Source organism: Neobacillus cucumis (genome assembly GCF_002860255.1).
GTDB classification, from domain to species: Bacteria; Bacillota; Bacilli; order Bacillales; family Cytobacillaceae; genus Neobacillus; species Neobacillus cucumis_A.
This window is the reverse complement of record NZ_PGVE01000040.1, coordinates 142,442-163,610: the sequence shown is the minus strand read 5'-3', so window position 1 is coordinate 163,610 and position 21,169 is coordinate 142,442. Positions and strand designations below refer to the sequence as shown.

Annotated in this window: 20 protein-coding genes; 18 read left to right on the top strand and 2 right to left on the bottom strand. The window is 41.1% G+C overall.

What is annotated here, in order from left to right:
* The first annotated feature begins 192 nt into the window (after positions 1 to 192).
* The 11 genes from pruA (at position 193) to fosM (ending at position 12,837) form a co-directional block, all read left to right on the top strand.
* Positions 193 to 1,740, top strand: a complete 1,548-nt coding sequence (gene pruA, locus CVD27_RS09920) for an L-glutamate gamma-semialdehyde dehydrogenase (RefSeq protein ID WP_101647738.1) — start codon at positions 193 to 195, stop codon at positions 1,738 to 1,740.
* Positions 1,741 to 2,083: 343 nt separating this feature from the next.
* A complete protein-coding gene (locus CVD27_RS09915) occupies positions 2,084 to 2,311 on the top strand; it encodes a hypothetical protein (RefSeq protein ID WP_142384084.1) in 228 nt (75 codons plus the stop codon).
* 94 nt (positions 2,312 to 2,405) lie between these two features.
* Positions 2,406 to 3,392, top strand: a complete 987-nt coding sequence (locus tag CVD27_RS09910) for a hypothetical protein (RefSeq protein ID WP_101647736.1) — start codon at positions 2,406 to 2,408, stop codon at positions 3,390 to 3,392.
* Positions 3,393 to 3,624: 232 nt separating this feature from the next.
* The gene (gene nirB, locus CVD27_RS09905) at positions 3,625 to 6,048 is read left to right on the top strand and encodes a nitrite reductase large subunit NirB (RefSeq protein WP_101647735.1); all 2,424 of its coding nucleotides are present in this window, start codon (positions 3,625 to 3,627) and stop codon (positions 6,046 to 6,048) included.
* Positions 6,045 to 6,365, top strand: a complete 321-nt coding sequence (gene nirD / locus CVD27_RS09900) for a nitrite reductase small subunit NirD (RefSeq protein ID WP_101647734.1) — start codon at positions 6,045 to 6,047, stop codon at positions 6,363 to 6,365. The genes nirB and nirD overlap by 4 nt, the downstream gene beginning before the upstream one ends.
* A gap of 21 nt (positions 6,366 to 6,386) precedes the next feature.
* Entirely contained in the window at positions 6,387 to 7,841 is a 1,455-nt protein-coding gene (gene cobA / locus CVD27_RS09895) for a uroporphyrinogen-III C-methyltransferase (RefSeq protein WP_101647733.1), read from the top strand.
* Positions 7,838 to 8,455: an NAD(P)-binding protein gene (locus tag CVD27_RS09890; RefSeq protein ID WP_101647732.1), complete on the top strand. Its 618-nt coding sequence runs from the start codon at positions 7,838 to 7,840 to the stop codon at positions 8,453 to 8,455. The genes cobA and CVD27_RS09890 overlap by 4 nt, the downstream gene beginning before the upstream one ends.
* Before the next feature lie 182 nt (positions 8,456 to 8,637).
* Positions 8,638 to 10,230, top strand: coding sequence for a malate synthase A (aceB, locus tag CVD27_RS09885; RefSeq protein ID WP_101647731.1), 1,593 nt, complete (start codon positions 8,638 to 8,640; stop codon positions 10,228 to 10,230).
* Positions 10,231 to 10,280: 50 nt separating this feature from the next.
* A complete protein-coding gene (gene aceA, locus CVD27_RS09880) occupies positions 10,281 to 11,564 on the top strand; it encodes an isocitrate lyase (RefSeq protein ID WP_101647730.1) in 1,284 nt (427 codons plus the stop codon).
* A 324-nt stretch (positions 11,565 to 11,888) separates the two neighbouring features.
* On the top strand, positions 11,889 to 12,332 hold the full coding sequence (locus CVD27_RS09875; RefSeq protein ID WP_308301794.1) for a YueI family protein: 444 nt from the start codon (positions 11,889 to 11,891) through the stop codon (positions 12,330 to 12,332).
* Between the two features lie 85 nt (positions 12,333 to 12,417).
* Entirely contained in the window at positions 12,418 to 12,837 is a 420-nt protein-coding gene (gene fosM / locus CVD27_RS09870; RefSeq protein WP_101647728.1) for a FosM family fosfomycin resistance protein, read from the top strand.
* Here the strand turns inward: fosM and CVD27_RS09865 are convergent.
* Positions 12,834 to 13,295 (bottom strand): OsmC family protein, encoded by a 462-nt coding sequence (locus CVD27_RS09865; protein ID WP_101647727.1) that lies wholly within the window; start codon positions 13,293 to 13,295, stop codon positions 12,834 to 12,836. The genes fosM and CVD27_RS09865 overlap by 4 nt on opposite strands.
* Positions 13,296 to 13,386: 91 nt before the next feature.
* Here CVD27_RS09865 and CVD27_RS09860 point away from each other — a divergent pair, with 91 nt between their 5' ends.
* Entirely contained in the window at positions 13,387 to 13,872 is a 486-nt protein-coding gene (locus tag CVD27_RS09860) for a VanZ family protein (RefSeq protein WP_101647750.1), read from the top strand.
* A gap of 6 nt (positions 13,873 to 13,878) precedes the next feature.
* Here CVD27_RS09860 and CVD27_RS09855 read toward each other — a convergent pair whose 3' ends face one another.
* A complete protein-coding gene (locus tag CVD27_RS09855) occupies positions 13,879 to 14,541 on the bottom strand; it encodes a lysozyme family protein (protein WP_101647726.1) in 663 nt (220 codons plus the stop codon).
* 205 nt (positions 14,542 to 14,746) lie between these two features.
* Here CVD27_RS09855 and gatC point away from each other — a divergent pair, with 205 nt between their 5' ends.
* The 6 genes from gatC (at position 14,747) to dgoD (ending at position 21,077) form a co-directional block, all read left to right on the top strand.
* Positions 14,747 to 15,040: an Asp-tRNA(Asn)/Glu-tRNA(Gln) amidotransferase subunit GatC gene (gatC, locus tag CVD27_RS09850; RefSeq protein WP_101647725.1), complete on the top strand. Its 294-nt coding sequence runs from the start codon at positions 14,747 to 14,749 to the stop codon at positions 15,038 to 15,040.
* A gap of 12 nt (positions 15,041 to 15,052) precedes the next feature.
* Positions 15,053 to 16,510, top strand: a complete 1,458-nt coding sequence (gatA, locus tag CVD27_RS09845) for an Asp-tRNA(Asn)/Glu-tRNA(Gln) amidotransferase subunit GatA (RefSeq protein ID WP_101647724.1) — start codon at positions 15,053 to 15,055, stop codon at positions 16,508 to 16,510.
* A 12-nt stretch (positions 16,511 to 16,522) separates the two neighbouring features.
* A complete protein-coding gene (gene gatB, locus CVD27_RS09840; protein ID WP_101647723.1) occupies positions 16,523 to 17,950 on the top strand; it encodes an Asp-tRNA(Asn)/Glu-tRNA(Gln) amidotransferase subunit GatB in 1,428 nt (475 codons plus the stop codon).
* A gap of 288 nt (positions 17,951 to 18,238) precedes the next feature.
* A complete protein-coding gene (locus CVD27_RS09835) occupies positions 18,239 to 18,862 on the top strand; it encodes a bifunctional 4-hydroxy-2-oxoglutarate aldolase/2-dehydro-3-deoxy-phosphogluconate aldolase (protein ID WP_101647722.1) in 624 nt (207 codons plus the stop codon).
* A gap of 42 nt (positions 18,863 to 18,904) precedes the next feature.
* Positions 18,905 to 19,942, top strand: a complete 1,038-nt coding sequence (locus tag CVD27_RS09830) for a 2-dehydro-3-deoxygalactonokinase (RefSeq protein WP_101647721.1) — start codon at positions 18,905 to 18,907, stop codon at positions 19,940 to 19,942.
* On the top strand, positions 19,929 to 21,077 hold the full coding sequence (gene dgoD, locus CVD27_RS09825) for a galactonate dehydratase (RefSeq protein ID WP_101647720.1): 1,149 nt from the start codon (positions 19,929 to 19,931) through the stop codon (positions 21,075 to 21,077). Before CVD27_RS09830 ends, dgoD begins: the two co-directional genes overlap by 14 nt.
* Positions 21,078 to 21,169: the final 92 nt, after the last annotated feature.

Below are 21,169 nucleotides of genomic sequence, written 5' to 3'. Positions count from 1 at the left end.
TGAACCGCCGTATACGGAACCATATGTACGGTGGTGTGAGAGGGGCGAAAATAATTAAATTATTTTCCCTCTACTCGATTGATTTTAAAAGAAAGTCCATCTGAGTCATCATTCATTGTAGTTCCTAAACATTCTTAATCGTGATAAAATGAACATGTATGTAACCGTTTTAATGTATAGGAGGGGTTAGAAATGATGCAACCATATAAGCACGAACCGTTTACTGATTTTTCGGTGGAAGATAACCGCCAAGCCTATTTTCAGGCATTAAAAACAGTAGAAGGTTATTTGGGGCAAGATTATCCCTTGGTTATTGACGGAGAGAAAATCACAACAGAAGAGAAAATCATTTCCTATAATCCAGCAAATAAAGAAGAAGTAATCGGCCGTGTGTCAAAAGCGAATAAAGAGCTTGCTGAAAAAGCAATGCAGGCGGCTGTAGAGGCATTTAAAACATGGAAAAGGACGAAAGCAGAAGTTCGCGCAGATGTCCTATTTAAAGCAGCAACGATCATCCGCCGCCGTAAGCATGAATTTTCAGCTTTAATGACAAAAGAAGCAGGTAAACCGTGGAGAGAAGCAGATGCAGATACCGCAGAAGCTATTGACTTCTTAGAATATTATGGCCGCCAAATGTTGTCGTTAAAAGATGGTGTGCCAGTACAAAGCCGTTCAAATGAATTCAACCGTTATCATTATATTCCTCTAGGCGTTGGGATTATTATTTCACCTTGGAACTTCCCATTTGCAATTATGGCAGGTACAACTGTAGCAGCCATTGTTTCTGGTAACACCGTTCTATTAAAGCCAGCTTCGACCACACCAATCATAGCCGCAAAATTTGTGGAAGTAATGGAAGAAGCAGGTCTTCCGAAAGGTGTTTTAAACTTTGTCCCAGGTAGCGGTGCGGAAGTAGGCGATTATTTAGTTGACCACAAAGATACTCGTTTCATCAGCTTCACTGGTTCTCGTGATGTCGGTCTTCGTATTTTTGAACGTTCATCTAAATTAAGCCCAGGTCAGATTTGGATGAAGCGCCTAATTGCTGAAATGGGTGGTAAAGATACGATTGTTGTAGATTCAGAGGCTGACTTAGAGCTTGCTGCCCAATCCATCGTTGCGGGAGCGTTTGGGTTTTCAGGTCAGAAATGTTCGGCATGCTCACGTGCAGTCATAGTGGAAGATGTCTATGATCAGGTACTAAATCGTGTGGTTGAGTTAACGAACCAGTTAACAGTTGGTAATCCGGCTGAACAGGGGAATTTTTTGGGACCGGTAATCGACAATAATGCGTATAAAAAAATACTTGAGTATATTGAAATTGGGAAACAAGAGGGCAAGTTAAAGACTGGCGGTATTGGTGATGATTCCAAAGGGTACTTCGTCCAACCGACTGTTTTTGCAGACCTTACGCCTACATCCCGTATTATGCAGGAAGAAATTTTTGGCCCAGTGGTCGGCTTTACAAAGGCAAAAGATTTCACGGAAGCCATCGAAATTGCTAACAATACGGAATACGGCTTAACAGGAGCGGTTATTACAAATAATCGTGAACACTTAGAGCAGGCGCGTGAAGATTTTCATGTAGGCAACCTTTACTTCAATCGTTCTTGTACAGGAGCTATTGTTGGCTACCAGCCATTTGGTGGCTTTAACATGTCCGGTACTGATTCTAAAGCAGGCGGTCCTGACTACTTGCTTCTTCATATGCAGGCAAAAACGACTTCTGAAATGTATTAATAATATCACAAAAGCCCCCTTCTCTTTCGAGGAGGGGTTATCTTTTTTTATTTGAAAAATGCCGTTTCCTTTATAATTTGGGTGAATCTGAGAAAAATAAGATAAATCCTTGAATACAACTAAAAGAAAGATTTTGTTCATATACACTAATCAAACTGTATAATGCATAAATCAGCCTTTACAAGAAATTTATGTAAATTTGCAGAGGCGCTATGATAATATTAAGAAAACAAATGAAACATTCTTAATAGGAAAATCGTCATTAATAAAGACATCATATTCTAAATATTAATTAACTAATAGATCCGCTAATGAAATTGCCATCCTTGGAGGTAACATGCCTTTGATCTCATTATATTTGTTCCATGTCACAGCAGTTGAACATAGTGAAAGTCTGCTATGGACCTTTTTAACCTGTAATGCTTTTGTTGTCGTAGCTGGTATTGTCTTTATGTATAAGTTGTTTACTCAAAAAACGGTAAAGATTGCCGGAATTTTGTTTGGATTGGCATTGGCTATTAATTATATCCTTATCGCTATATTTGGGGACCCTTTTGACTTGTTAGGATAAGATGAAATGAACAGAAGTTGTAATGAAAATCGAAATTGACTAGTTGATGGGTGTTTGGGGCAAAAAGCTGAAAGCTTGAGAGGGGATGGACTGATTGAAATATTATCGATTATGGGTGCTGGCCTTTTTATTAAAATTTATTGGCTCCGCTTGGGACGCATCCTATCATTTTAAATATTTATTTGAGGAATACTCAATTCCCCATATTGTAAATACCATGGGGTTTGCGTTGGGTGGAATCCTGTTATTTCAGGAGTGGAGACGCGCTAATTATATGGATGGCTTTTCACGAAATCTGATTACCATTGGGTATGCGCTGTTTCTTATAGGGATCCCATTGGATTTTACGTATCATATTGCCTATGGAATTGATCTAACAACTTGGAGCCCAACCCACTTTATTTACTATATAGCCACAGATATCATGATCATTGGAGTATGGCGAGCATATAACTTATATACGTGGCATATCGTACCCACATGGAAGTCCATGCATACTTGGTTTGCCATGTTTCTGTTAGAATGCTTCATGTTTCCAAATATGCAGCAGGAAAATGGGGCCATTTCTTATGACCAGTACATTCACGGTAAATCCATTGCCTCAAAGGAAATTCTTCAGTTAATTTCGGATCCAGCTTCACAGATATTTGGAGGCATCCCGGAATATGTTTATCCTATTTATTCAGTATTAATGGTGGGGTTATTGACTGTGGTGACGATTCGAATTTTTCGTGATTTCACCATACCATTTGCGGCAGCGGTATTATACATTGGACTAAGATTTGCCGGAAAAACAATCTTTGCTGCCGTAGAATATCCTACATCCTATGTACCGATTACTCTCATACTGATTCCGCTAGCCTTTTTATTATTTAAACGAACCAATTGGCTCGCTGGACTTGTTGGAAGCACCGCTTACTTTCTCTGCATATATGCTATCCACGAGTTTGGACTACTCATTACACCACCGTTAGCCATATGGGAACTAGTTCCCGCCGCTCTAATCGGTATCTTAATTCCAGTCCTTAATGCCTTCATCAAACCTCATCTCCTACTAAAAAAAAGTAAACAACCTGCATAACGTAAAAAGGGTGCCTGTCACCCTTTTTTGTTTTGGCATTTTTTTTATGGTGGAATGGTTAGTTTAGCCAATCATTGTTTTTGATTATTTCCTTGAAATGTTCACAATTGAGCAAACAGATGTGACGAACGTCACAATTTTTCTAGGGAGGACCATTTACAATCTAACTATAGAGATAACCTATTAATTCAAATTTTAAATAAACCATTAAATATAAAGGAGCCAACCAGATATGAAGAAATTAGTAATGATTGGTAACGGAATGGCTGGAGTAAGAACTATTGAGGAGATTCTTAAAGTTAATTCAGGGGAATTTGAGATAACCATCTTTGGTGAAGAGCCGCATCCAAACTACAATCGTATTAAACTATCAAATATCCTTCAAGGGGACACAAAATTTGAAGAAATTATTATCAACCCGCTAGAGTGGTATAAAGAAAATAATATTAAACTTTATACAGGAGAAGCGGTTGTACAAATCGATGCAGAGGCAAAACGTATAATCAGTGATCAGGGGCGTGAAGTAGAGTATGACGAGCTGATTATTGCGACTGGTTCAAAATCTTTCATTCTTCCAATTCCCGGTGCTGACAAAAAAGGTGTAACGGGTTTTCGTGATATAAAAGATTGTGAAATGATGATCAAATCAGCGGACCAATACAAGAAAGCGGTCGTTATTGGCGGGGGGCTGCTTGGACTTGAAGCAGCTCGAGGGCTGCTAAACTTGGGCATGAAAGTGGACGTGGTACACTTAATGCCGCATCTCATGGAGCGTCAGCTGGACCCGATTGCTTCTTCTTTACTTAAACAAGAGCTAGAATCACAAGGCATGAATTTCTTAATGGAGAAGGCAACGGTTGAAATTTTAGGTGATGACCGAGTAACAGGTCTTCGTTTTAAAGACGGTACTGAAGTTGAAGCGGATCTTGTTGTCATGGCTATTGGAATTAAGTCTAACGTTCAAGTAGCAAAAGACAGCGGAATCTATGTGAATCGCGGAATTGTTGTCAATGACTTTATGGAAACAAGTGTCCCTCATATATACGCAGTCGGAGAATGTGCGGAGCACAGAGAAATTGTTTACGGCTTGGTTGCACCATTATATGAGCAAGGTAAAATTTTAGCCAGCCATATTTGTGGTATCGATACTAAGACATATGAAGGTTCTGTTACAGGTACACAGCTGAAAGTGGCCGGTGTGGATCTTTTCTCTGCGGGTGAAATTTTCGAGGATGGTACAACTAAATCCATTATGACCTACAATGAGTTTGAAGGTCTTTATAAACGAGTTTTAATAAGAAATAATGTTATTGTTGGAATCGTCCTATATGGTGACACGACAGACAGCACCCGGTTATATCGTATGCTGACTAAAAAAGAAGATATCAGCGGAGTCTCTATCTTCCATACAGAATGTACCGGTGAAGGCGGCAGTGACGATGTTGCCTCAATGGCAAATGATGAACTAGTCTGCGGCTGTAACGGTGTCACAAAAGGAGCGATTGTTGAAGCGATCCAAACACAAGGCCTAACTACACTTGACCAAGTCAGCCATTGTACAAACGCAGGACGTTCTTGCGGACGATGTAAACCAATGGTCAGTCAAATTCTTGCGCATACACTTGGGGATCAATTTGATGCGGCAGCGGCTCAAAAAACAAGCTTATGCGGATGTACCACATTAAGCCGTGAGGAATTGGTAGCTGAGATAAAGGAAAAAGGACTAACAAGTGTAAAAGAGGTAATGAACGTTCTTGATTGGAATAATACGGAAGGCTGTACAAAATGCCGCCCGGCTATCAACTACTATCTTGGTATGATTCATATGGATGGATATAAGGATGACCGTGATTCTCGTCTTGTAAATGAGAAAATGCATGCTAATATTCAAAAAGATGGAACGTATTCCGTTGTACCAAGAATGTATGGCGGGGTGACTACAGCAGCAGATTTGAAAAAAATTGCGGAAGTTGCTGAAAAGTATAACGTTCCTTTAGTAAAATTAACTGGTGGACAACGGATCGGTTTGTTCGGAGTGAAAAAAGAAGACCTTCCGGCTATGTGGGAAGAGCTTGATATGCCATCCGGCTATGCTTACGGAAAAACGTTAAGAACCGTTAAAACCTGTGTTGGTGCACAATTCTGCCGCTACGGAACACAAGATTCCATGGCACTGGGCATCCAGCTTGAAAAGAAATTTGAACGTCTTGATACACCGCACAAAGTCAAAATGGGCGTATCCGCTTGTCCAAGAAACTGTTCAGAAGCAGGAATCAAGGATATCGGCTTTGTTGGTATCGACGGCGGCTGGGAGATCTATGTTGCTGGTAATGGCGGGGTAGACCTTCGCGCTGGAGACTTGCTATGTACTGTGAAAACCGAAGAGGAAGTAATGGAAATGACAGGGGCATACCTCCAGTATTACCGCGAAACAGCCAATTACTTAGAGAGGACCTCTAAGTGGGTAGAGCGGATGGGACTTGACCATGTCAAGGAAGTACTAGCAAACGAAGAGACTAGAAGGGCCCTTAACGAAAGAATGGACCAAACATTGAAAAAATATATTGAGCCATGGAACGAAGCGATTCAAAATGAAGAAATTAAGGATAAATATTATACAAGACACAACATTACAGTCGGGAGTGAATCCAAATGATCGAAACAATCACCCGTATTCCAGTAGCACACTATGCAAATGTAAAACCAAGAGCTGGGTATTCTATTAAAGTTGATACTACAGAAGTGGCTCTATTTAAAACCACCACTGGCGAGGTTTACGCACTAGAGAATCGAAGTCCTCATCCAAAGGGCGGAGTCCTCTCTGAAGGGCTGGTCAGCGGCGAATATGTGTATTGTCCGGTCTATGATTGGAAAATCTCATTAGTAGATGGAAAGGTTCAGGCGCCTGACGAAGGCCGGGTCCGAACTTTTAAGGTGGAAGTCAAGGAAGATATTATCTTTATCGTTTTATAACGGGGGAAGGAAGGCTGCAGCATGAAAACAGGAAAAGTATTTTTAGTAGGAGCAGGGCCAGGGGATGTGGGCTTAATCACTGTAAAAGGATTGGATGCGGTTAAGCAGGCTGAGGTCATATTATATGACCGGCTTGCCAATCCTAAGCTATTAGAATATGCAGATAGTGATTGTGAGCTAATTTATTGCGGTAAATTACCTGACCGCCATACATTGCGCCAAGAGAACATAAATGGCCTTCTAGTGCAAAAGGCATTAGAAGGAAAATTAGTGGTTCGTTTAAAAGGCGGCGATCCTGGTATTTTTGGCAGAGTGGGCGAGGAAGCTGCTGCCCTGGCTGAATTCCAGATTCCTTTTGAAATCGTTCCTGGCATTTCATCGGGGATTGCAGCCCCCCTTTATACTGGAATCCCTGTGACCCACCGGGAACATGCAGAATCCTTTGCGGTCGTTACCGCTCATGACAAATCACAGAATGGCAAACCGCTCCTTGATTGGGAAGGTCTCGCACGAGGTGTGGATACTATTGCTTTTTATATGGGAGTCGGAAATTTACCGTTTATTTGTGAGAATCTCATCCGATATGGGAAACCTTCGTCTACACCCGTAATATTGATACATTGGGGCACATTTGGCCGTCAAAGGACATTGCAAGGGACATTAGCAGATATTTCTGAGAAGGTGTTACAATCCAAGTTTAGTAATCCGTCAATCATTTTAGTCGGAGACGTCATCTCTCTTCGAGAAAAAATCAGCTGGTTTGAGAAAAAGCCATTGTATGGCAGGCAAATTCTGCTTGCCCGGACAAGTGCAAGCCCAAGTGTATTAGCCAAAGAATTACAGGCTCAAGGGGCAGATGTGATTGAATTTCCAAAGTGGAAAGTAACAAAAATCCCGCTTGATCTCACAAGGGTTGCTGCTTATGAAAAAATATTATTTACCTCACCAGAAAGTGCGGCTGAATTTTTCGAAGCCTTGCTCGAAGCGGAGATTGATATTCGCCGTATACATGCTGAGTTTTATGGATTATCTAGTAAAACGATAAAAGCATTACGGGAGCGCGGGGTAATAGGGAAGCTGGCTCAACAAATAGAGGATTCAGAGAATATGCTTGTTATCGGGGAAAATCACCTGCTGCAAAAAAACTATCAAAAAGCTGAAATGATGGTAACGAGCGAAAAAGAACTAGACCGTCAATTCCTTCCTATTTTTCAAAGAATGCTAAAAGAAGCAAAGATCAATACGATGATCTTCCCAAGCAGTGCTTCAGTTGAACCATTTTTAACGACATTAGAAGATTGTCAAATGAATGCAGCTGAGTTACTTCATCAAGTCCAGGTCATTGCCATGGGTGAATTAACACAAGCTGCTGCTATCAAAGCTGGATTGGCTGAGACCGAAAAACCAGTCACTCCTACGAAAGAAGCATTAGTAGATTATATGGTGAAGCATCCATTACAGGGAGTACAAGAATGAATACAAACTATCCGATTATGTTGCAGCTTCATGGAAAAAAGGTAGTTGTGATCGGCGGCGGCAGGGTTGCCGAGCGGAAGGTACGCAGCCTTCTTGGTACAGGGGCCAGTATTGAGGTTATAAGTCCGGAGGTAACTGCTGGAATGCAAACCCTTTTCCTTGATGGGAAAATTGTCTGGAAGGAAAAGACCTTTTCAGCAGAAGACCTTAAAGATGCTTCGCTAATTTTTGCGGCAACAGATCACAAGGAGATTAACCAATCGGTATATTCCTTTGCAGAAAAACATCAGCTGGTAACGATAGCGGATGATCCAGATCACTCGGATTTCCATCTTCCGGCCCATGTGCAGCGAGGCCGGTTGAGTATTGCCGTTTCAACAGGAGGAGCGAGCCCGATACTTGCCAAAAAGTTACGTGCTGAGCTAGAACAACAATTTGATGAGCGGTACGAAGAGTATCTAGATTTCCTTTTTACTACAAGGCAATTTATTTTGAAAGAAGTAGAAGATGCTTCTTTAAAAAGAAAACTGCTAACAGCGATTGTAAGTGAGGATTTTTTTGACAGTCAAAATCGCTTGGAGGATTTCAAGCGTTTATATGAAGAGTGGAAGTAAGAGCGGGTGCCTTTTTAGAAGGTATCCGTTTTTTTTTTTTTTTGAATAAATTAACCGAGTTATAAGGGGGATTTACCCATTTTATAAAATTTTCTAAAAAAGTGGTTCCTTTTTCCAAAATACTGTTATATAATACAACACGTAGGTAAGTACTGTATTATAACAAAGAGGTGAAGGAGTTCATGTCGACGCAAACTACAGGTATTGAAGTGGTTGGGGCCTTAAAGGCCCAGTACGAGGAGATTTTGACACCCGGGGCATTAAACTTAATTGAAGAATTAGAGCGCAAGTTTGGTGCGCGCAGAAACGAACTGTTGCAGTACAGAGAAAAACGGCAGGAGGAAATTAACAACGGCAAGCTCCCGGATTTTCTTCCAGAAACGAAACCTATTAGGAGCGGGGATTGGACAATTGCTCCGTTGCCAAAAGATCTACAGGATCGCCGGGTTGAAATAACCGGACCAACTGATCGGAAAATGGTCATTAATGCGTTGAACTCAGGTGCAAAACTGTTTATGGCTGATTTTGAGGATGCTACCTCACCAACATGGGAGAGTATCATGGAAGGACAAATCAACCTAAGAGATGCAATCAACCGGACGATATCCTTTGAGAATCCAAATGGGAAAAGATATGAACTTGGAGAAGAAACAGCGGTGCTCATCGTTAGGCCGCGTGGACTTCATCTCGAAGAGAAACATGTGCTATTAGATGGCAAGCCTATCTCAGGAAGCTTTTTCGATTTTGGAATGTACTTTTACCACAATGTAAACACACTTCTTACAAAAGGATCTGGGCCTTATTTTTACCTGCCAAAGCTTGAAAGTCACTTAGAAGCAAGGCTGTGGAATGATGTATTTGTCTATACACAGGAAAAGCTTGGGATTCCTCAGGGTACCATTAAAGCAACTGTATTAATTGAAACAATTTTGGCTGCGTTTGAAATGGATGAAATTCTCTACGAATTAAAGGAACACTCAGCCGGATTAAACTGCGGCCGCTGGGATTATATTTTCAGCTATATTAAAAAACTGCGTAATCAAAAGGAAGTCATTCTGCCAGATCGCTCACAAGTAACCATGACTTCACCGTTTATGCGTTCCTACTCCTTGTTAACAATCAAAACCTGTCATCGCCGAAAGGCTCCTGCAATGGGCGGAATGGCTGCGCAAATTCCTGTGAAAAATAACCCGCAGGCAAATGAGGAAGCGTTCGCCAAGGTACGTGCAGATAAAGAGCGTGAGGCACGGGATGGTCATGATGGAACATGGGTCGCACACCCTGGTCTAGTACCGGTGGCAATGGAAGTATTCAATCGAGAAATGCCAACACCGAACCAAATCCATACAGCCAAACAACAGAAAATTACGATTACGGCTGCTGACTTGTTAGAAGTACCAAATGGCACAATCACAGAAGAAGGTGTTCGCACCAACATTAATGTTGGTATTCAATATATAGCCTCTTGGCTCAATGGAAGAGGTGCCGCTCCCATCCATCATTTGATGGAGGACGCAGCAACGGCGGAAATCTCACGGGCTCAAGTTTGGCAGTGGATTCGTCATCCAAAAGGTATTTTAGATGATGGCAGAAAAGTGACTGCTGAAATGTATGAGCAATTTAAGTTAGAAGAATTGGAGAAGATCAAGCAGGAGGTCGGGGCGCAAAACTTTGAGAAGAGCCGGTTTGCTGAAGCGGTTCAACTGTTTGACCAATTAATCTTGAATGATGAATTTATCGACTTCTTAACACTGCCTGGGTATCAACAGTTATAAGGGATTCTTTATAAAAAATATTTTAATAGATAAATAGGAGGAATTTTAAAATGACAGATTCAAGAGCTGCGCAATTACAAGAAAGCTGGGAAATGGATACCCGTTGGAATGGGATTACAAGACCTTATACGGCAGAGGATGTAATCAAGCTCCGCGGTTCGGTTGATATTGAGCATACTTTGGCTCGTAAGGGTGCTGAAAAACTATGGAAGCTATTAAACGAAGAAAAATATATTAATGCTCTTGGAGCGTTAACCGGCAATCAGGCCGTTCAGCAAGTAAAAGCCGGGCTAAAAGCTATATACTTAAGCGGCTGGCAAGTTGCAGCCGATGCAAACCTTTCAGGGCATATGTATCCAGACCAAAGTTTGTACCCAGCAAACAGTGTACCAAGTGTCGTAAAACGGATCAATCAAGCCCTTCAGCGCGCCGACCAAATCCATCATTCTGAAGGAGATCATTCAATCGATTGGTTTGCCCCAATTGTGGCTGATGCTGAAGCTGGTTTCGGCGGACAGTTAAACTGTTTTGAACTAATGAAAGGCATGATTGAAGCCGGTGCTTCAGGGGTCCACTTTGAAGATCAGTTGTCATCCGAGAAGAAGTGCGGACACTTAGGGGGGAAGGTGCTGCTGCCGACGCAAACAGCCGTACGCAATCTGATTGCAGCACGTCTGGCTGCAGATGTAATGGGGGTTCCAACTGTACTGGTTGCCCGGACAGATGCAAATGCCGCTGATTTGATTACAAGTGATATCGATAGGAACGATGCTCCATTTATTACCGGTGAACGTACCCCGGAAGGATTCTTCCGTACCAGGGCTGGCATTGATCAGGCAATTGCACGCGGTTTAGCCTATGCTCCTTATGCAGACTTAATTTGGTGTGAAACCTCTGAGCCGAATATTGAGGAAGCTAAAAAGTTTGCAGAAGCGATCCATGAGAAGTTTCCTGGCAAACTATTAGCCTATAACTGTTCTCCATCCTTTAACTGGAAAAAGAAACTGGATCAGGAGACGATTGCTAGGTTCCAAGAGGAGCTTGGAAAAATGGGTTACAAGTTCCAGTTCGTCACGCTTGCTGGCTTCCATGCCCTGAATCACAGTATGTTCGAGCTGGCTCGCGGGTACAAGGAGCGTGGTATGGCTGCATACTCCGAATTGCAGCAGGCTGAGTTTGACAGCGAACAATATGGTTATACGGCAACACGCCATCAGCGTGAGGTTGGTACAGGGTACTTTGATCAAGTATCAATGGTTATTACTGGTGGAACGTCATCGACTACAGCGTTGAAGGGGTCAACGGAAGTAGAGCAGTTTACTAGTAATAAATAGTGTTCGAGTGGATCCTGCTCTCCATTTGGAGGGGGGGATCTTTTTGGTTGGAGAGTGATTTTGTGGTTTTACTCTCGGATGCGGTGAGTTACTCTCGGAAAAATGAAATAAACTCTCGGATGCGGTGAGTTACTCTCGGATAAATGAAATAAACTCTCGGATGCGGTGAGGTACTCTCGGATAAATAAAATAAACTCTCGGATAAGACATCATTACTCTCGGATAAGGTAAAATTACTCTCAAAAAGGGCAATTACCTAACCAATTTTGGAACGGAACGTTTTTTAAGGTATTATCATACATAATAATAGCCTTTTACATGGAGATGATATGCTTGGAAAGGAAAACTGTAGAAGATGTCCTGCAGCAAGGCATCTATGGGCCATTAGAAACAAAACCAGATGAGCGGCGGAAATACCTTGGCACCTTACGCGAACGAATTATTGTAGTACTAACGAAAAGCCAGGTAGCAGAGACAAAAATATATCCCCAGGTAGAGCAATTAATGAAGGAAAACTCCAAGGCCCAGCTTTTACTGAATGGAAATATGGTCTATGAAGAGTTATCCAAATACGTAAAACTAGCAGCCAAGAATAAAATCGAACACAAGATTGTGACAAACAAAGAGCATGATACCGACATCGGCTTAGTGTTAGCCATGAGCTATGCAATCGACAAGGAAGATATATGTATAAGCCCAAAAATGCAGATACCTGAAAAGCTTCCTGAAAAAAAAAGAAGTCTATTTGCTAAATTATTCAAACGGTGAGAACCAAGTGTGTGATTCAAATAGGAATTACACACTTTTATTTTCTAAAAATAGGAATTAAAATGAATTTAAATGAGGTGAATATATGACAATCAAAGGAATCAATCACTTACTATTTTCCGTCTCTCATCTAGATAACTCCATAAATTTCTATAAAAATGTCTTTGATGCCAAACTGTTAGTGAAGGGTAAAAACACAGCATACTTTGATTTAAATGGTTTGTGGCTTGCTCTTAATGTTGAAAAGGACATTCCCCGCAATGAGATCCATCAATCCTATACGCATATTGCCTTTTCTATAGATGAGGCAGATTTTTCAAAAATGTGCGCTAAACTTGAGGGGTTAAACGTCCATATTTTGCCTAGCCGGCCAAGGGATGAAAAAGATAAAAAATCCATCTATTTCACCGACCCGGACGGTCATAAATTTGAATTCCATACAGGTACACTTCAAGATAGATTGGATTACTATCATCAGGATAAAGGGCATTTGAAATTTTACTAGAAAAGGAGCCCCTCTCCTATCTCAACCGTTGCCTGCAGTTCCAGCTCCACATTCCCTTGAATCGCACGGCTGATCATACAGGATGTTTCTGCTTTTCGAGCCAGCTTCTCAGCCAATGCTACATCTTTTTCAGAAGCATTGCTTTTCAAGACTACCCGTGGGCGATGGATAATTTTTTTGTAGGTAAAAACACCGCTTGTCACATCGACAATTGCCTCCGATTCCATGGTTAATGATTCTTTCTCCAATTTAGAGCGCTCCATCATCGCGGCAAGAGTAATAATATAACAGGTGGCTGCGGCCCCAAGCAGCATTTCATCTGGATTGGTACCGACACCAGGTCCGTCCATTTCCGGTGGAATGGATATCTTTGTTTTTAAATTTCCAGCCTCAATCTCTCCAATGTCATTTCTTAATCCAGGCCAATTTGCTTTTAAGTGAAAGTGATGTTCTGCCATGTGCCTTCCTCCAATTTTGGAATTTAGTCCCACATCATCGGGCAACTATGGTAAGGTATTATTTGATACATTTAAAAATGGAGCAGTGATAATGAAGTTTATATATAAAATAATCCTGACATTGTTTCTTAGTTTATATATAGCCATTCTGTCAAAATTAATTTTATTTAAATATATCCCTCTATCACAAATAATTGAGCATTTCAACTTTACATACGATGAATACCACTGGCGTGACAATAACTTTGTCCCTTTTAAAACTATTTATTTCTATTTGTACTTAGCTGATATTAATTTAAGTATTCGAATTGAGAATCTGGCAGGGAACATTATCGGCTTTGCCCCACTTGGTTTTATCTTACCATTGTTGTCTAAAGGGTTTCAAAAGCTAAGGAGGGTCGCCTTCTCTACCTTTTGTTTGAGCCTTGCGTTTGAAATAGTCCAATTAGTTTTTGAATTTGGCAGTTTTGATGTGGATGACCTGATTCTAAATACCTTTGGAGGAATTTTGGGTTATATTCCTGCCAAAATTATTCTGCTGGTGACCGCCAATCGCATACAAAATAAAAACACCTAATGAATCCTAAAAAGAACCATTAGGTGTTTTTTCGCCGTTTGTCACTGGAACACTATCCACTAACAGTTGAATGTTCTTATTCACCTTCGTGCTGTAGGTAAAATCACCATAGCAATATGGATACCGGAAATTGCTTTTGTCACCGCCGCAATTATAGAGGATTGGTTTTTGCTTTACTTGAAGAAGAGAAAATTCCTTTGCCAGTTCCTCGCTATGCGTACCGCCGTGTTGTGCCACATAGTCGATATAGCCAATGCCCATATTGTAAGCCTGTATAATGGTTGGAAAATCTACCTTTTTTTGAGTACCATAAGTTAGGACACGCTGAAAATGCTTTACCCCAACTTGTATGCTCTGTTTAGGATCGGTAATTGTATCTTTTGCTAACCCAGCCGACTCCGAGGCTTGCATCGGGTCTCCGCCAAGGCCATGGCTTTCCTGCTGCATCAAGGCAATAAGGACAGGAGTATGTTCCTCAAGATGATATTTTGCTAATTCTTCAGAAATATAAGGCTGATATTTTTTCACCATAGCAAAGGGATCGGTTGTTTTTACGAGTGGAGGGGAACTTTGTTTTTGATAGTGATTTTGAAACCATGCCAATGTGCAAAAAAGCAGAAACAGCACGAAAAAGGTTTTCCATTTCTTCCGTTTTCGTTTCTTTTTCATTTTAGTACTCTCCCAAATTCAACGTTTCTTTTCATATTATAATTGACGTCTCTTTACCCTGTCAGGTTTCATATTTGTTAAAATGGTAAATGATCATCTAAAACTCTTTTTGTTTGTTAATACTGAAGAAGGAATCATTGCGGTAACGCAGAAAAGTCTGTTATTATCAATTATAAAATAATAAAGGGAAAAGGGGGTCAAACAGATGTCAAGAATTTCTACCGATGAAGTAAAACACGTTGCTAACTTGGCGCGATTAGCTGTTACGGAAGAAGAAGTCGAAAAATTTACAAAACAACTGGACAAGATTATTACTTTTGCTGAACAGTTAAATGAATTGGATACGGAAAATGTAAAGCCTACATACCATGTCCTTGATATGAAAAATGTTTTGCGTGAGGACGTTCCACAAAAAGGACTGCCGCGCGAAGAGGTACTAAAAAATGCACCTGAACATCAGGACGGTCAAATTAAGGTACCATCGATTTTGGGAGAGTAAGGAGTGAAAACATTGAGTCTATTTGATTATAAAGTTTCGGACCTTCATGAGTTAATACATAAGAAGGAATTAACCGTATCTGACCTTGTAGAAGAGTCCTATAAGCGAATTGGACAGGTAGAGGATAAAGTTCAAGCCTTTTTAACATTAGATGAGGAGCGTGCCCGGGCAACCGCAAAGTCTCTCGATGAAAAGTTGAACACTGGTGATTCTAAAGGTCTTTTGTTTGGTATGCCGATTGGTGTAAAAGATAACATTGTCACTAAGGGATTACGTACTACTTGTGCAAGTAAAATATTAGAAAACTTCGACCCAATCTATGACGCAACGGTCGTTCAAAAACTGCATCAAGCAGAAACAGTGACAATTGGTAAGTTAAATATGGATGAGTTTGCCATGGGATCATCCAATGAAAACTCTCACTATCAGAAAACACGTAATCCGTGGAATCTTGAAAGGGTACCTGGTGGTTCTTCAGGCGGCTCGGCAGCGTCAGTTGCAGCAGGAGAAGTGCTTTTTTCCTTAGGATCTGATACCGGCGGTTCGATCCGGCAGCCGGCGTCTTTTTGTGGCGTCGTTGGAATGAAACCAACCTACGGACGTGTTTCCCGCTTTGGACTTGTAGCCTTTGCTTCATCGCTTGACCAAATCGGACCAATTACCAGAACGGTAGAGGACAACGCATTTTTACTACAAGCCATCACTGGATTAGATCCGATGGACTCAACTTCTGCAAACGTTGACGTTCCAAACTTTGCGGCTTCCTTAACTGGCGATATTAAAGGTCTAAAAATTGCCGTACCTAAAGAATATCTAGGTGAAGGTGTGACGGATGCAGTTCGTCAATCTGTCATGGATTCTTTAAAGATTCTTGAGAGTCTTGGCGCTGTCTGGGAAGAAGTTTCTCTTCCGCACTCCAAATATGCACTTGCAACATACTATTTGCTGTCTTCATCAGAAGCGTCAGCCAACCTTGCCCGTTTTGATGGGGTGCGCTATGGCTATCGAACTCCAGATGCAGAAAGTTTAATTGAATTATATAAAAAGACGCGGGCAGAAGGCTTTGGTGATGAAGTAAAACGCCGGATTATGCTTGGAACATTTGCATTAAGTTCTGGTTATTATGATGCTTACTATAAAAAAGCACAGCAGGCCCGTACATTAATTAAGAAGGATTTTGAAGACGTTTTTGCTAATTATGATGTCATTGTTGGTCCGACAACACCAACACCAGCATTTAAAATAGGGGAAAATATCGATGATCCGTTAACCATGTATATCAATGATATTTTAACGATTCCAGTTAACCTTGCAGGCGTTCCTGGAATCTCCATACCTTGCGGCTTTGATGCAGGTCTGCCGCTTGGATTACAAATCATTGGCAAGCATTTTGATGAAGCAACGATTTATCGTGTTGCTCATGCGTTTGAGCAAGCGACAGACTTTCATAAACAGAAGCCGGAATTGTAGGGGGTGGAAACAATGGAATTTGAAACAGTCATTGGACTTGAAGTCCATGTTGAGTTAAAAACCGATTCAAAAATCTTTTCAGCAAGCCCAAACCATTTTGGGGCTGAACCAAATACGAATACAAGTGTGATCGATCTTGGGTATCCAGGCGTATTACCTGTCCTCAATAAAAAGGCAGTAGAATTTGGAATGAAGGCAGCGATGGCCCTAAATTGCCAAGTAGCTACACATACAAAGTTTGACCGGAAGAATTATTTTTACCCGGACAATCCAAAAGCCTATCAAATTTCCCAATTTGACCAGCCGATTGGTGAGCATGGCTGGATTGAAATTGAAGTAAATGGCTATACGAAAAGGATTGGGATTACAAGAATTCATCTAGAAGAGGATGCGGGCAAGCTGAATCATGAAAAAGGATATTCTTTGTGCGATTATAACCGTCAGGGAACGCCGCTTGTCGAAATCGTTTCAGAACCGGATATTCGTACTCCTGATGAGGCTTACGCGTACCTTGAAAAATTGAAATCGATTATCCAATATACGGGTGTATCCGATTGTAAAATGGAAGAAGGATCGCTTCGCTGTGACGCCAATATCTCCATTCGTCCTGTCGGACAAGAGGAGTTCGGAACGAAAACGGAATTAAAGAATTTGAACTCCTTCAACTTTGTTCGTAAGGGTCTCGAGTATGAAGAGAAGCGCCAGCGTGAAGTCGTATCTTCAGGCGGAACAATCGATCAGGAAACACGCCGTTTTGATGAAGCAACTGGATCAACCATTCTTATGAGGGTCAAAGAAGGTTCCGATGATTACCGCTACTTCCCAGAGCCGGATTTATGTGATTTGTATATTGATGAGGAGTGGAAAGCACGTATCCGTGCTGAAATTCCTGAGCTTCCAGACCAGCGCCAAAAGCGATATATAGAAGAGCTAGGTTTACCTGTTTATGATGCCAAGGTATTGACCGTAACAAAAGAGATGGCCGATTTCTTTGAGGCAACTGTTAACGGTGGAGCAGATGCGAAACTGGCTTCAAACTGGATCATGGGTGATGTCTCTGGGTACTTAAATGCTGAGGGCAAGGAGCTTGACCAGGTGGAGTTAACTCCTGAAGGCCTAGCCAGCATGATTAAGTTGATTGAAAATGGTACGATTTCTTCGAAAATTGCAAAGACCGTTTTTAAAGAGTTAATTGAAAATGGCGGAAATGCTGAACAAATCGTGAAAGAGAAAGGCCTTGTGCAAATTTCTGATGAAGGAACACTTCTTAAGATTATTGCAGAGGTACTTGATGCCAATCCGAAATCAGTTGAAGATTTCAAGGATGGAAAAAATAAGGCCGTTGGGTTCCTTGTTGGACAGTTGATGAAGGCAACGAAAGGGCAGGCCAACCCACAGATGGTTAATAAGTTATTACAGCAGGAATTGCAAAAACGTTAATAGTAAGCTGGCAGATTTAGTTCTGCCAGCTTTTTGTTTTTACGAAAAAAGTCGAAACAAGACTCCACATATTTCTTGATCATTTCGCAGGAAAAGCTTTATGTTAGTAAATTTATTTTATTTTCTAATCAAACGTTTGATTAGTTAAGGTAAATAGTTAGTTAGACTGAATTTTTAATAAATTCAAAAAAAATAATTGACAACGTTTTCATTATGAAATAAACTGATGCTGTATTTGGAATGGTATTCCATAATGAGAAACAATATCCTTGAAAAGAAGGGACTCCAATGCAAAAACTTTTACAAAAAATGAAGCAGGAAAAAGTTGTTTCGATTATTAGGTGTAATTCAACGAATGAATTAGACGAGGTAGTATCGGCCTTGTATGATGGAGGAATTCGTTTCGTCGAAATTACCATGAATACTCCCAATGCCCTCCAGGGGATTGAAATGATTAGGCTGAAATTTCCTGACATGATGGTGGGAGCTGGAACCGTTCTCGATACGGAAACGGCAAGACTTGCCATTCTTTCTGGGGCATCCTTCTTATTAGCGCCAACTTTGAACGAAGGATCGATGATCATGGCCAATCGTTATAATATTCCCTTGATTCCGGGAGTTTTAACGCCAACTGAAATTTTAAGAGCTTATGAGCTAGGGGCACAAGTGGTGAAGGTGTTTCCGATTCGGGCATTTGGACCGCAATATATTAAAGATATAAAAGGGCCAATGCCGTATGTCAATATCATGCCTGTGGGCGGAGTGGATATACATAATGCCAAGGAATATTTGGATCACGGCAGTTTTGCTCTCGGTATCGGATCGACATTAGTGAATGACAGACTAATAGTAGAGAAAAATTTTACTGAGATTTATAATCGGGCTAAAAAGCTAGTAGAAGCTATTCGATAATGTGTGTGAATAATAAAAAATGAGATACGAGTGGTGAAGTGTATGTATATGATTGCAATTGATTCAGGTACAACCAATTCTCGTATTCGACTCGTCGATGAAAAGAGTAACAAAGTGATCGATGCTATTAAGCTATCAGTAGGTGTAAGGAATACAGCGATAGACGGGAACGCGGATGCACTTAAAAGTAAAATAGCTGAAGGACTGCAGGGGATTATTTTACGGAACAAGCTCCGAAGCAGCGATATTCAGTATATTGTGGCAACAGGGATGATTACATCCAACCTAGGCCTTTATGAGGTAAAGCATATTGAAGGACCGGCAATGATTGAGGATTTTGCAAAAGCCTCATCGTTACAACTAATTGAACAATTCTATCATATCCCTTGCATTTTTGTACCGGGAATGAGGAATAAAACGGAGCATTACACTGGAAAACTTGCGGATAAGATTGATCGCTACGATGTGATGAGGGGAGAAGAAGTGGAATCCTTTGGACTTTTAAACCAGTTGGGTTTGCAAGGAAAAGGGTTGATTCTTCTGCCGGGTTCTCATACGAAATTTGTTTTTATAACTGATTGGAAAATTGAATCCTGCTATTCTACTTTATGCGGAGAGATTTTGTTTGCTGTCAGCAGAGAAACAATCCTATCCAGTTCCCTAAATAAAAAGCTAATCACGAAGGTTGAACCGGAGTATCTGATTGCAGGCTATCAATCTAGCGAGAAGTTTGGTTTATCACGTTCCCTTTATCATGTTCGTCTATTAGATTTATTTGAAGAAATGGATGAAAATCAGCGCGCAAACTATTTTGTCGGTGCCGTGATTGCAGGCGATATTCAATCGATTCAACAGCATAAAAGGCTTGAAGAGCTGGATTATGTGGTGATTGGCGGAGGAAATCCACTCCGAAAGGCCTTTGTGGAAATTTTTTCCTATCTGGAAATTAAAAATGTAATTGAAGCAACGGATGAACAAGTGGACCTATCTACGGTTATTGGCTCAAAAGTGATTGGCGAAATTGTTTTTTCAAAAACTATTAATTCCCAAAGAGGTGGATTATTCAATGAAAATAACTAATCTAGAATGCTTTGTCGTTCCTCCACGCTGGTTATTTTTAAAAATTGAAACGGACGAAGGAATTGTTGGATGGGGCGAACCAATTGTTGAAGGCAAGGCACATACCGTCAAAGCTGCAGTGGAAGAAATGCGAGAATATCTCATCGGTAAGGATCCCATGAGAATAGAGGATCATTGGCAGGCACTGTACCGTTCAGGTTTCTATCGGGGCGGCCCAATTTTAATGAGCGCCATTGCCGGGATTGATCAGGCTTTATGGGATATTAAAGGGAAATACTATAACGCTCCTATTTATGACTTGCTAGGAGGGGCTTGCCGTGACTCTGTTCGTGTTTATTCTTGGATTGGAGGCGACCGGCCAAGTGACGTGGGGCGGGAAGCTAAGGAAAAAGCAGAAGCTGGTTTTACGGCCATTAAAATGAATGCGACAGAAGAGCTTCAATACATCGACTCCTATAAGAAAATCGATACGGTGCTTGAACGTGTAGCGGCTATTCGGGAGTACTGCGGCAATGATCTGGAAATTGGTATTGATTTTCATGGAAGGGTACATAAACCAATGGCTAAGGTCTTAGCGAAGGAACTTGAGCAATTTCGTCCGATGTTTATAGAAGAACCCGTTCTTCCTGAGAATAATGAAGCATTGCGGGAAATCGCCCGAGCGACGACGATTCCGATTGCAACCGGCGAAAGAATGTTTTCTCGTTGGGACTTTAAACAGCTGCTATCTGATGGATATGTAGACATTATTCAACCTGATCTTTCCCATGCAGGAGGAATTACGGAGTGCAGAAAGATTGCTGCAATGGCTGAGGCCTATGATGTTGCCGTTGCCCCGCACTGCCCGCTTGGTCCGATTGCACTCTCTGCTTGTTTGCAGGTTGATGCTGTAAGCCATAATGTCTTTATTCAGGAACAAAGCTTAGGAATTCATTATAACAAAGGCAATGATTTACTAGATTATATCGCTGACCCGACTGTATTTGATTATAAAGATGGTTCGGTGCTCTTACCAAAAGGACCTGGATTAGGGATTTCAGTCAATGAGGAAATTGTTAGGAGGCATGCTGAAGCAGGCCACAACTGGAAGAACCCTGTCTGGAGACATAAAGATGGTACGATTGCTGAATGGTAGTAATCATGCTTATTAAAGATTTTGATAGGAATATGCTGGCAGAATAGATTCTGCCAGCTTTTTATTTCAGGTGAATGTCGAAACATGTCTCG